This window comes from Flavobacterium rhamnosi (genome assembly GCF_048286515.1).
Lineage (GTDB): Bacteria > Bacteroidota > Bacteroidia > Flavobacteriales > Flavobacteriaceae > Flavobacterium.
On record NZ_JBLVPS010000003.1, the window covers coordinates 215,872 to 227,830 of the forward strand.

12 protein-coding genes are annotated in these 11,959 nt (G+C 35.3%); 5 read left to right on the plus strand and 7 right to left on the minus strand.

Translation table 11 applies throughout. The annotated features are described in order from the left end of the window. Nucleotides 1-4 precede the first annotated feature (4 nt). The 7 genes from hemB to hemA all read right to left on the minus strand — a co-directional run bounded on the left by hemB (nt 5) and on the right by hemA (nt 6,333). Nucleotides 5-997, minus strand: coding sequence for a porphobilinogen synthase (gene hemB / locus ACNQGN_RS03805; RefSeq protein ID WP_417986526.1), 993 nt, complete (start codon nt 995-997; stop codon nt 5-7). Nucleotides 998-1,060: 63 nt separating this feature from the next. Beyond that, complete coding sequence (hemF, locus tag ACNQGN_RS03810) at nt 1,061-1,966, minus strand: oxygen-dependent coproporphyrinogen oxidase (RefSeq protein WP_417986527.1); 906 nt, start codon at nt 1,964-1,966, stop codon at nt 1,061-1,063. Next, nucleotides 1,966-2,346, minus strand: coding sequence for a hypothetical protein (locus ACNQGN_RS03815; RefSeq protein WP_417986528.1), 381 nt, complete (start codon nt 2,344-2,346; stop codon nt 1,966-1,968). The genes hemF and ACNQGN_RS03815 overlap by 1 nt, the downstream gene beginning before the upstream one ends. 9 nt (nt 2,347-2,355) lie before the next feature. Then, the gene (hemE, locus tag ACNQGN_RS03820; protein ID WP_417986529.1) at nt 2,356-3,381 is read right to left on the minus strand and encodes a uroporphyrinogen decarboxylase; all 1,026 of its coding nucleotides are present in this window, start codon (nt 3,379-3,381) and stop codon (nt 2,356-2,358) included. Nucleotides 3,382-3,442: 61 nt separating this feature from the next. After that, nucleotides 3,443-4,108 (minus strand): uroporphyrinogen-III synthase, encoded by a 666-nt coding sequence (locus tag ACNQGN_RS03825; RefSeq protein ID WP_417986530.1) that lies wholly within the window; start codon nt 4,106-4,108, stop codon nt 3,443-3,445. 51 nt (nt 4,109-4,159) lie between these two features. Next, nucleotides 4,160-5,077, minus strand: coding sequence for a hydroxymethylbilane synthase (gene hemC / locus ACNQGN_RS03830; protein ID WP_417986531.1), 918 nt, complete (start codon nt 5,075-5,077; stop codon nt 4,160-4,162). Beyond that, on the minus strand, nt 5,077-6,333 hold the full coding sequence (hemA, locus tag ACNQGN_RS03835) for a glutamyl-tRNA reductase (RefSeq protein ID WP_417986532.1): 1,257 nt from the start codon (nt 6,331-6,333) through the stop codon (nt 5,077-5,079). Before hemA ends, hemC begins: the two co-directional genes overlap by 1 nt. Before the next feature lie 227 nt (nt 6,334-6,560). On the opposite strand from hemA, the gene ACNQGN_RS03840 reads away from it, so the two are divergent. The 5 genes from ACNQGN_RS03840 to ACNQGN_RS03860 all read left to right on the plus strand — a co-directional run bounded on the left by ACNQGN_RS03840 (nt 6,561) and on the right by ACNQGN_RS03860 (nt 11,959). Further along, nucleotides 6,561-7,436, plus strand: coding sequence for an AraC family transcriptional regulator (locus ACNQGN_RS03840; RefSeq protein WP_417986533.1), 876 nt, complete (start codon nt 6,561-6,563; stop codon nt 7,434-7,436). Nucleotides 7,437-7,531: 95 nt separating this feature from the next. Beyond that, entirely contained in the window at nt 7,532-8,587 is a 1,056-nt protein-coding gene (gene hemH / locus ACNQGN_RS03845) for a ferrochelatase (RefSeq protein WP_417986534.1), read from the plus strand. Continuing rightward, nucleotides 8,588-9,943 carry an MATE family efflux transporter gene (locus tag ACNQGN_RS03850; RefSeq protein WP_417986535.1) on the plus strand — a complete coding sequence of 452 codons (1,356 nt, stop codon included), beginning with the start codon at nt 8,588-8,590 and terminating at the stop codon, nt 9,941-9,943. Then, the gene (locus ACNQGN_RS03855) at nt 9,930-10,484 is read left to right on the plus strand and encodes a CopD family protein (RefSeq protein WP_417986536.1); all 555 of its coding nucleotides are present in this window, start codon (nt 9,930-9,932) and stop codon (nt 10,482-10,484) included. The genes ACNQGN_RS03850 and ACNQGN_RS03855 overlap by 14 nt, the downstream gene beginning before the upstream one ends. A 59-nt stretch (nt 10,485-10,543) precedes the next feature. Then, entirely contained in the window at nt 10,544-11,959 is a 1,416-nt protein-coding gene (locus ACNQGN_RS03860) for a sensor histidine kinase (RefSeq protein ID WP_417986626.1), read from the plus strand.

The window sequence follows — 11,959 nt, forward strand, 5'->3', positions numbered from 1 at the left end:
AGTTTTACTTCTTTAAAAGTATCGCAGCTTCTTTAGCAAAATAAGTTGAAATCAAACTTGCTCCTGCCCTTTTGATACACATTAATTGTTCCATCATAATTTTATCATGATCTAGCCAACCTCTTTCGGCAGCAGCTTTAATCATCGCATATTCTCCTGAAACATGATACACGGTTACGGGAACATTTACTGCATTTTTAACCTCACGAACGATATCTAAATAGGCAATTCCTGGCTTTACCATGACCATATCTGCACCTTCTTCCACATCCCATAACGCTTCTTTGATTGCCTCGATACGATTAGCATAATCCATTTGGTACGTTTTTTTATCTTTTGGGATTTCAGTGGCATCAACAGGCGCACTGTCCAATGCATCACGGAACGGTCCGTAAAATGCAGAGGCATATTTGGCAGAATAACTCATGATACCTACGTTATGATAACCTGCAGCATCTAAACCTTCACGCAAACGCAACACACGTCCGTCCATCATATCAGATGGCGCTACAAAATCAGCACCCGCTTCGGCATGTGAAACGGCCATTTTTATCAAGGCTTCATTGGTTGAATCATTTTCTACATCACCATTTGAAATAATTCCGTCATGACCATAAATGGAATAGGGATCCAAAGCCACATCGGGCATTACAATCATTTCCGGACAAGCGACTTTAATGGCACGAATTGCATTCTGCATTAATCCGTCTTTGTTCCAAGCTTCTTTTCCAGTATTGTCTTTAAGATTCTCACCTACTTTTACATAAATATTTACTGCACGAATTCCTAAATCAAATAGTTCCTTGACCTCCTTTACGGTTAAATCTATAGAACGACGAAATATTCCAGGCATGGAAGCAATTTCTACTTTTACATTTGCGCCTTCTGCAATAAACATAGGGAACATAAAGTCCGATGGACTTAAACTTGTTTCACGAACTAAACTTCTGATCGATTCGTTTGTTCTTAATCTTCTGCCTCTGTGTAATGGGAACATATGATTTTTGATTTTTGATTAACGATTACTGACTTGATTTATATCAGCAACCAGCATTCATCATTATACAATCCAGTTTTTTGGATTTGCTAATACATCTACTAATTTTTCTTCTTCGCTACCCGTTTCTGGATTATGATTGTACACCCATTGTACATGTGGAGGCAAACTCATTAGGATACTTTCTATCCTTCCGTTGGTTTTAAGACCAAACAAAGTGCCTTTGTCGTGAACCAAATTAAACTCCACATAACGACCACGTCGGATTTCTTGCCACGTTCTTTGTTCTGAAGTATACGATAAGTGTTTTCTTTTTTCTACAATTGGGACGTAAGCTTCAAGGAAACTATTTCCCACTTCTGAAACGAAATTGAACCAATCTTGCATTGACATTCCTTCATTTACTTTGCAATAATCGAAAAACAATCCTCCAATTCCTCGTGCTTCATTACGATGCGCATTCCAAAAATAGGCGTCACATTGTTTTTTATATTTTGGATAAAACGCGGGATTGTGTTTGTCACAAGCCGTTTTACACGTTTGATGAAAATGAATTGCATCTTCTTCAAACAGATAATACGGCGTTAGGTCTTGTCCTCCGCCAAACCATTGCTGGATTATATTTCCTTTATCATCATACATTTCGAAATAACGCCAATTGGCATGAACCGTAGGCACCATTGGACTTTTTGGATGCAATACCAAACTCAGTCCGCACGCAAAAAAATCAGCTTCGCCTACATTAAACATTTTTTGCATGGCTTCGGGTAATTTTCCATGAACTGCCGAAATATTAACTCCACCTTTTTCGAAAACATTTCCATTTTCGATTACGCGTGTTCTTCCACCACCACCTTCTGGTCTGTCCCAAAGATCTTCACGAAATTTGGCCTGACCTTCAACTGTTTCCAAGCCTTTGCAGATTTGATCTTGAAGATTCTGTATGTACGAGTAAAATTGTTCTTTCATTATAAATTTGCTTTTGCAGCAGTTATTTTACTATTGATCTCAAACGAAAACGTTTTGCTTTCCTGCTGAACATAATTGTAAATGGCAATCGCTTTCTCCGAGAAATCAAACGGATTCTCCTTTGAACTTTTAATTAAAAAATCAGCAAACTGCTCAAGCTGATTCCAATCCAAATGACAACGCAATAAATGCGTAATGAAGTCTTTTTCACTAAAATCAATCAGACTTTGAATACTTAATCCAAAGTCTTTCAATTGATCTTCTATATTTATTTTATCTTCTAAATCCCAAAACTTAGGCACAAACACTATAGAAAGCAAAGTCTTTAGAACATTGTCTATTCGTACACTTTCTTGGTCTCTCAGTCCTTTATTTAGCATTGTTAAATCTTATTGATTGTATTCTTTCACCGCATCAATAAACGCTTTAGCGTGATCCACAGGGATATTTGGTAAAATTCCGTGACCTAAATTCACGATGTATTTGTCTTTTCCGAATTCGTCAATCATTTCATGTACCATTTTTTTAATTGTTGGAATGGGTGATAACAATCTTGAAGGATCAAAATTTCCTTGAAGCGTGATATTTCCACCTGACAAATATCTTGCATTTCTTGGAGAACAAGTCCAGTCTACTCCAAGTGCGGATGCTCTGCTTTTTCCCATTTCACCAAGCGCAAACCAACATCCTTTTCCAAAAACGATTACATGGGTTTCATCTGCCAAAGCTTCAACGATTTGGTTAATGTATTTCCAAGAGAATTCCTGATAATCAACTGGTGAAAGCATTCCGCCCCATGAATCAAAAATCTGAACCGCATCAACTCCGGCTTTTACTTTTTCTTTCAAATATAAAATAGTGGTGTCGGTAATTTTTTGTAGTAAAACGTGAGCAGCTTCTGGATGTGTGAAACAAAATCCTTTAGCCATATCAAAGCTCTTAGAACCTTTTCCTTCTACTGCATAGCAGAAAATAGTCCAGGGTGAACCTGCAAAACCTATTAACGGCACCTCATCATTCAACATTTCTTTAGTCAATTTGATAGCATCCATCACATACCCCAAGGTCTCCTCAATATCGGGAACAATTACTTTCTCAACATCTTGAATCGTACGAATAGGATTTGGTAAAAACGGACCGAAATTTTCTTTCATCAGGACTTCAATTCCCATCGCTTGTGGAATTACTAATATATCCGAAAACAAAATCGCAACATCCGGAGCTATTCTTCTTATCGGCTGTACAGTGATTTCAGCGGCTAATTCTGGAGTTTGACAACGAGTGAAGAAGTCATATTTATCACGCAGAGCGATGAATTCAGGTAAATATCTTCCTGCTTGACGCATCATCCAAACCGGTGGACGTTGTACAGTTTCTCCTTTTAATGCTTTTAAAAATAGGTCGTTCTTTATCATTTTTATTTAGTCTTTAGGCTTTAAGCGCTTTACATTCTTAATCTTGTGCTTTGGCTAAAAATTATTTATATTCTTCAAGTACATCTTCAATCACATCTTCAATAGACGGCTGATCGGCAACTATAATATTTTTAGTCGTTTTGTCCAATGCCTCGGCTGTAGTTGTTCCGATACAAAAGCAGAGTTCGCTTTTAATTTTATTTTCTTTCAAATAACTTTCCACACCTGATGGACTAAAAAACAAAATGGCATCAACTGCCGTTTTTATTTTTTGAGGTGTCAAAGACGTTTCGTAAACCTGAATTTCATTGAACTTTATCTTAGCTTCTTTCAAAGCTTTTGGCAAGGTTTCTTTTCGCAAATTCCCGCTGAAAAAAGTGTAGCTTTCCTTGGCGTAAATCAAAGTGATTATTTCTGCCAAATCTGCTGCATAACCTGTATAAGCAATGACGTTAAAGCCACTTTCCGACAATAAAATCTTGGTTTTCAATCCAACACAAAAAACATTTTTTGTTTTTAATTCTTCGCACTTAGGATGAAGTAACAAACTTTGAGCCGCATTCTGACTGGTCAAAATTAAATTATCATTGATTTCGTTTAGCTCGAAAGGTTGATTTTCAGTATGAATAAAATCGGCTTCAATGACATCAAAATTAGCTTTGACTAATTCTTGTTTTTGAATGTTCGAAAGTATTTTTGTCGATAATATTTGAACTTGTTTACTCATATATATGTTGTAAACCCTTTCAGAATTTAAACTTTAAAAGGGTCAATAAAATTATTTTTTCAATGTTTCTTTAATGGATCGCATTAATTCAGTTCCGCCATTCTCCAGAATTTCCTGAGCCAATGTAAATCCTAATTTTTTCCATTCTTCTAACGGGACCGTTTTATTTACCTCAATTTTTTCTTTTCCATCAACAGAGAACAAAACCCCCTTAAATATAATAGTGTCTTCTTCAAAAATTGCTAAAGCACCAATCGGTGCGGTACAACCTCCTTCCAAGGTTTTTAAAAATTGTCTTTCAATATGGGTACAAACTTCAGTTTCAATATCGTTGAGTTGAGAAACCGCTTCTCTGCAAAAATCATCATTTGCCATAGCAACAATGACCATTGCACCTTGAGCGGGCGCCGGAATCATCCAATCTAAATTAATATTGTTTTCGGGCTTCAGGTTGATTCTTTCCAATCCAGCTGCTGCAAAAATAGCTCCTTTCCAATCGCTTTCCTGAAACTTTTGCATTCTGGTATTTACGTTTCCACGCAGATCGACAGTCTTATGATTCGGATATTTATGCAACCATTGTGCCTGGCGACGCAAACTTCCTGTCGCAACAGTCCCTTCTCCAGTAAGAAAATCAAGGTTTCCTTTGTGTATCAAAATATCCAAAAAATTTGCTCTTTCCAAAACTGCGGCTTGAACAATTCCTATTGGCAATGCAGTAGGAACATCTTTCATAGAATGCACCGCAATATCCACTTGACCATTGACCATAGCAATATCAAGTGTTTTAGTAAAAATTCCTGTGATTCCTAATTCATAAAGTGGTTTGTCAAGAATGATATCCCCTTGTGATTTTACAGCTATAATTTCGGTTTTATACCCTAAATCATTTAGTTTTTTTTCGACAGTATGGGCTTGCCAAAGGGCGAGTTCACTATCTCGAGTCCCTATTCTTATAATTTTATCCATTATTTTGTGGTAGTTCCAATTTTGAATACTTTCTCAATCCATTCGATACTTTCATCGACCATGGTATCATCGTCTTTCAAATGGTTGGCAAAGTGCGTCGTTATTTTTTGGATAATTCTTGCACTTATAATTTCGGCTTGCTCTTCATTGAAATTAGAGATTTTCTTACTTTGGAAATCCAATTCTGAATTTTTAATTGCATTCAATTTTGCTTTCAAAGCATTTATTGTCGGAGCAAATTTTCTGCCTTTGGTCCAAGTAATAAATTCTTCCTTTATTTCTTCAATTATTGCTTCCGCAGCAGGAATATGTTTTTTTCTGTTTTCTAAAGTTTCATCTGTTATTTGAGATAAATAATCCATGTGAATTAGTGTAACATTTTGAATTTCTTCCACATCTTTATTCACATTTTTCGGGATGGATAAATCCAAAATCAAAAGCGGTTTCTTTAAATTCAGAATCGCTTTGTCAACCGTTGGATTTTGAGCACCAGTGGCCACCACAACAACATCTGCTTTTTGCAATTCAAGATGCAGTTCCGAATAATCTTTCACGACTAAATTCAATTTTCCGGCTAGCTTCTCCGCTTTAGATTTAGTTCTGTTGATTAAAGTAATGTGCTCGTTTTTAGTATGTTTTACTAAATTTTCACAGGTATTTCTACCAATTTTTCCAGTACCAAACAATAGAATATTTTTATTCCCAATGTCTTCTACATTTTTAATAATATACTGAACCGCGGCAAAAGAAACAGAAGTAGCTCCTGAACTAATCTCTGTATCGGTTTTGATTTTTTTACTGGCTTGAATAACTGCATTGACCAATCTTTCCATAAAAGTATTGGCTAAACCCAAAGATTTTGACTGCGAAAAACTGGATTTTATTTGAGCAATAATTTCGAAATCACCCAAAATTTGACTGTCCAAACCGGTTCCTACTCGAAACATATGGCTGATGGCTTCTTGATTTTTATAAACAAAACCAACTTTTTGAAATGCTTCAACAGAACCTTGACTATTCTCACAAATTAATTTGATTAATTGAAATGGGTGCTCTGCGAAACCGTAAATTTCCGTACGATTACAGGTAGAAGTAACTATTAAACTCTCTATTCCTTCAGTCTTAGCTTGTTCTAGTAACCGCGTTTTTGCAGCAGCATCTAAACTAAACTTCCCTCTAATCTCAGCATCTGCTTTTTTATAGCTCAACCCAACGGAGTAAAAATAATGATGCTTTGATGTGTTCTTGTTTTCCATATTTGCACTTTTCCAGAAAGTGAAACAAAATTATCACTATAGTTTTTATAAAAGTAACGCTAGAAGTGCTTTTTGTGTCGCTGTATGTTTTTTATTTCTAATCGCCTATTTTAATCTAAAAATCTCTATTTTTGTAGTGAAATCAAGTAATTGCATACCGGCTATTTAGAGCGGTTCTAAACAACACTTGCTGATAATTATCATATTTTTAATTTAAAAATGTCGCTATGGGTTCTCAGGAAATTATAAAAATAGAAGATGATTTTACCCTCATTCGTTTTCAAAATGACAGTGTTGAGACTTTTAATGCACAACGCGAAGTGGGGAGCGGTTTGATTCAGTTTCACTTTGGAATAAAAGGAAAAGCCAAATTCATTTTTAACCAAGGTAATTATGCTTTGGAATTGAAAGAAGAAAAATCATTACTTTTATACAATCCACAAAAAGAATTGCCTTTAAATCTGGAGTTAGCACCAAATTCCTGGGTCATTTCTGTAATTATTTCCATCAAAAAATTTCATGCCTTGTTTTCGACTGAAGCAGATTACATTACTTTTTTAAGTGCAGATAATAAAGATAAAAAATATTATAACGAAGGCAACATCAGTCCTTCCATGGCAATTGTCTTGTCGCAACTGTTTCATTACAACTTACATCCGTCCATAAAAAACTTGTACTACAAAGGAAAAGGATACGAATTGTTGAGTTTGTACTTCAACCGAACTGAAGATCCAAATGCAGAACAATGTCCATTTTTAATCGATGAGGATAATGTGATAAAAATCAGAAAAGCCAAAGAAATCATTATTGCCAATATGGCCGAACCACCAGGATTACAAGAATTAGCCGATGAAATAGGTTTGAATTTAAAGAAACTAAAAATGGGTTTCAAACAAATTTATGGCGATACCGTTTATGGATTTTTATTTGACTACAAAATGGATTTTGCACGAAAATTATTGGACAGCGGCTCCTATAATGTAAACGAAGTGGGCTTAAAAATTGGATACAGCACCGGAAGTCACTTTATAGCGGCATTTAAAAAGAAATTTGCTACCACGCCTAAAAAATATTTGATGTCGATAAATCCAAATATGCAGTAAAGAATTGATTTCTTATATTAAACAATAAATAATAGTTAATCGCAATTTATAAAAAAGTAAGTTTATTTACTTTTGTACCAACAAAAAAAGATAAGATGAAAGGTGTATTATTAGTTAATTTAGGTTCTCCGGAAAGTCCAACCCCTAAAGATGTTAAACCGTATTTAGATGAATTTTTAATGGACAAATACGTAATTGACGTTCCATTTTTGTTACGAGCATTATTAGTGCGGGGAATAATTTTACAAACAAGACCTAAGAAATCTGCTGCCGCTTACGCAAAAATATGGTGGGACGAAGGTTCTCCTCTTGTGGTTATCTCCAAAAGAATGCACGAGAAAGTAAAGCAGTTAGTTGACATTCCGGTTTCCTTAGCGATGCGTTATGGAAATCCATCTTTACTATCTGGTTTACAGGAATTACATGATAAAGGAGTGAATGAAGTATTGCTTTTTCCATTGTATCCACAGCATGCTATGGCTTCCACTACGACCATTTTAGAATTAGCCGAAGAACTGCGTAAAAAACACTTCCCGGAGATGAAATTTACTATCGTTCCTGCCTTTTATAATAAACCTGATTATATAAAAAACTTATCCGACTCCATAAAAGGACATTTAGAAGGTTTTGATTATGATCATTTATTATTTTCATATCATGGAATTCCGGAGCGTCACATTCGCAAGACAGATATCACAAAATCACATTGTAAAATTGACGGCTCTTGTTGCAACACACCTTCACCTGCACATGAATTTTGTTACCGTCACCAATGTTATGAAACTACAAAACAAGTTGTAAAATTACTTGGGATTCCAGAAGGAAAATACAGCCAGACATTTCAATCACGATTGGCAGGAGACAAATGGTTAACACCTTATACTGATGTCGAAGTGAACAAAATGCCCGAAAAAGGAATTAAAAACTTAGCTGTTGTAACACCTGCTTTCGTATCGGACTGTTTGGAGACTTTAGAAGAAATCGCCATGGAAGCCAATCATCAGTTTAAAGAACATGGTGGTGAAAAATTTTTAGCAATTCCTTGTTTAAACGACAGCGACGATTGGTGTAAAACCGTGAGTAATTGGATTACAAATTGGTCCAATGTATCCTCGTCCATTAAAGCTGCTTCAGAAAAAACAAACGCTTAAATGGCAGCTACTGCCGATGAATTAGGAACACAAGACATCAAAAAACTCTTGATAAAACAAGCGGTTCCGTCATCTATTGGAATTTTATTCATGTCGGTAAATATTGTAATCGACACTATATTTGTAGGACAATGGATTGGTTCCTTAGCCATCGCAGCAGTAACCGTAGTATTACCTATTACCTTTTTGATTTCTTCTTTAGGAATGGCAATTGGCGTTGGCGGAGGCTCTGTTCTTTCCAGAGCTTTAGGAGCCAATCGCAAGGAAAAAGCATTGCACACTTTTGGTAACCAAATCATGATGACTTTTCTATTGGCATCTGTTTTTGTATTATTTGGTATTTTTTTCAGCGAAGAAATGCTGCTGCTTTTTGGTGCCAAAGGAGCAATTATGCAGCCTGCAAGTGAATTTTTCTTTCCGATAATTATAAGCGTTCCATTTTTGGCCCTTTGCATGATGGGAAACAACGTAATTCGAGCGGAAGGCAAGGCCAAATTTGCGATGGTTTCTATGATCATTCCCGCTTTTGTCAATATTTTATTGGATATTATATTTATTAAATACCTGAATTTAGGGATGTTTGGCGCTGCTTTAGCTACAGCCATATCCTATTTTACCTGTTTCTTATTTGTACTCTGGTTTTTTGTTTTTAAAAGTGAATTAAGACTAAAAGCAAGGCATTTCAAATTTAACATGCCTGTTATCAAAGAAATTTCTGAGTTGAGTTTTGTTACTTTTTCGAGACAAGGAGTCGTGAGTATCTTATCCATAATCCTGAATCATACTTTATATACTTATGGTGGCGAACATTCTGTGGCTATCTATGGAATTATCAGCCGAATGTTGATGTTTGCTTTGTTTCCAATTCTAGGCATTACACAGGGGTTTCTACCTATTGCGGGCTTTAATTATGGTGCTGAAAATTATGAAAGAGTCAAAGAAAGCGTTCTGCTTTCGATAAAATATGCTGGTATTTTAGCTACCCTGATTTTTGTGGTTATTTTAATTTTTGCCAAACCAATCGTAGCAATCTTCACTACAGATCCAATAGTAATCGCGCAAACTCCGGAAGCTTTACGCTGGGTTTTTGCAGCTTCGCCAATTATAGCGATTCAGTTGATTGGTGCGGCTTACTTTCAGGCGGTGGGAAAAGCAAAAAAAGCATTGCTTCTGACATTAAGCAAACAGGGATTTTTCCTAATTCCTTTAGTGCTGATTCTACCAAATTTTTTAGGTATTTTTGGAGTATGGATTGCTTTCCCGATTGCCGACATTTTATCAACGGTTCTTACAGGATATTTTCTAAAAAAAGAAATAAATATAAAATTGATCAAAACTACAGATGGACTATTATAATTACCTTAAATCTTTACACCTCATCTTTGTAATCACATGGTTTGCAGGATTATTTTATATTGTTCGATTGTTTGTTTACCAGATTGAAGCGGCACAAAAACCATCTCCTGAAAAAGAAATTTTACAAAAACAATACAAAATAATGACTTATCGTCTGTGGTATATTATCACGTGGCCATCGGCAATTTTAGCGAGTATTTTTGCTTTTTGGATGTTGTTTTTTACTGATTTGGGCAGATCTTGGATGCAAATGCCTTGGATGCACGTAAAACTTGGCTTTGTATTTGTGTTGTATTTATATCATGGTAAATGCCATCAAATATTTAAACAATTGCAAAACGACGAAGTAAAATATTCAACAAATTTCATGCGATTGTGGAACGAAGGTGCAACCATTATTCTTTTTGCAGTAGTTTTTTTAGTAATTTTAAAAAATGCAGTCAATTGGATTTACGGCGTAACTGGAATTTTTCTCTTTTCAATTTTAATTATGCTCGGGTTTAAATTTTATAAAAAAATTAGAGAAAGAAATCAATCTTAATTATGTTCAACAGCTTCAAACTATCAATGCTTTCATTACGGATTAGGATTTTCCTTTCCATGATCGTATTGATTATTATGGCTTCTATATTATTGGCGTCCATTTCCATTATTCAATTTAAAAATGAAGCGAAAGAATACCACCAAGAGCGTTTGGAACGAAATGAAAATGCCGTAAAACAACACATAAACTATGTGCTTTCCACTACAACTTACCCGTTAACATCCGCAAATTTAGATTTAATTTTTAAGGATAAAATTCATGAATTAGCACAGATTCACAATATTGAGATCAACATTTACAGCTTAGAAGGAAAACTATTAAAATCATCTAAAGAATCCTTTTCAGTAGATAAAGTGTCGCCTTCTATCCCAAAATACATTCTGAAATTAGTGCGTTCTTCTATTGAAAAAAGATATGTTGATATTAAAACTATTGACGGATTAAAAAACCGTTCCTCTTATAGCCAGATAAAAGATGACAAATTTAAGCCCCTTGGCATCTTGAATTTACCCTATGTTGAAGATGACGGCTTTTACAAAAATGAGTTAAATAGTTTCCTGATACGATTGGGACAAGTGTATTCCTTCATGCTGATTGTAGCTTTTGCGGTTGCTTATTTTCTTTCCTCCTACATTACAAAATCTTTAAAAACAATTTCAGATAAACTAAGTGAGACTAGTTTGTATCAAAAAAACGAGAAAATCGTTTTAGAAGCCAATAGCAAAGAGATTAATCTATTGATAAAAGCGTACAACGGAATGGTTGATGAATTGGAGAAAAGCGCTATAAAACTGGCACAGAGTGAACGGGAAGAAGCTTGGCGGGAAATGGCAAAACAGGTGGCACATGAAATCAAGAATCCGCTTACACCAATGCGACTAACCGTACAGAGTTTTCAAAGAAAATTTGATCCAAATGATGCGGACATAAAGCAAAAGATGAAAGATTACTCCGAAACTCTGATACAACAAATTGACACGATGAATGCGGTTGCATCTGCTTTTTCAAATTTTGCTTCGATGCCGGCACAACAAAACGAGACCTTGAATGTGGTTGAAGTAGTAGAACTGGCGATGGATATTTTTAATGAAGAGTATATCTCATTTCAAAGCGATTCTCCCGAAATCATTTCAAAAGTAGACCGAACCCAACTCATCCGTATTATTACGAATCTGATGAAAAATGCAATTCAGTCCATTCCTGAAAACCAAGAAGAAAAATCAATACTTGTAACGGTAAAAAAAGATTTAAACAATGTTCTCATTACCGTTGCGGACAATGGAATAGGGATTCAACCTAAAGATATCAGCCGCATATTCGAACCAAAATTCACCACTAAAAGTAGCGGAATGGGCCTTGGCCTTGGTATTATTAAAAACATTATCGAAAATTATAAAGGAACGATTACCTTTGATACTGAATTTGGAAAAGGAACTACTTTTACGGTTTCACTTCCAATAATTAACTCCTAA

What these genes read in the sequence shown, in the direction of transcription:
- hemB (WP_417986526.1), bottom strand. Translation starts at nt 997, where the DNA reads ATGTTCCCATTACACAGAGGCAGAAGATTAAGAACAAACGAATCGATC.
- hemF (WP_417986527.1), bottom strand. Translation starts at nt 1,966, where the DNA reads ATGAAAGAACAATTTTACTCGTACATACAGAATCTTCAAGATCAAATC.
- ACNQGN_RS03815 (WP_417986528.1), bottom strand. Translation starts at nt 2,346, where the DNA reads ATGCTAAATAAAGGACTGAGAGACCAAGAAAGTGTACGAATAGACAAT.
- hemE (WP_417986529.1), bottom strand. Translation starts at nt 3,381, where the DNA reads ATGATAAAGAACGACCTATTTTTAAAAGCATTAAAAGGAGAAACTGTA.
- ACNQGN_RS03825 (WP_417986530.1), bottom strand. Translation starts at nt 4,108, where the DNA reads ATGAGTAAACAAGTTCAAATATTATCGACAAAAATACTTTCGAACATT.
- hemC (WP_417986531.1), bottom strand. Translation starts at nt 5,077, where the DNA reads ATGGATAAAATTATAAGAATAGGGACTCGAGATAGTGAACTCGCCCTT.
- hemA (WP_417986532.1), bottom strand. Translation starts at nt 6,333, where the DNA reads ATGGAAAACAAGAACACATCAAAGCATCATTATTTTTACTCCGTTGGG.
- ACNQGN_RS03840 (WP_417986533.1), top strand. Translation starts at nt 6,561, where the DNA reads ATGGGTTCTCAGGAAATTATAAAAATAGAAGATGATTTTACCCTCATT.
- hemH (WP_417986534.1), top strand. Translation starts at nt 7,532, where the DNA reads ATGAAAGGTGTATTATTAGTTAATTTAGGTTCTCCGGAAAGTCCAACC.
- ACNQGN_RS03850 (WP_417986535.1), top strand. Translation starts at nt 8,588, where the DNA reads ATGGCAGCTACTGCCGATGAATTAGGAACACAAGACATCAAAAAACTC.
- ACNQGN_RS03855 (WP_417986536.1), top strand. Translation starts at nt 9,930, where the DNA reads ATGGACTATTATAATTACCTTAAATCTTTACACCTCATCTTTGTAATC.
- ACNQGN_RS03860 (WP_417986626.1), top strand. Translation starts at nt 10,544, where the DNA reads ATGATCGTATTGATTATTATGGCTTCTATATTATTGGCGTCCATTTCC.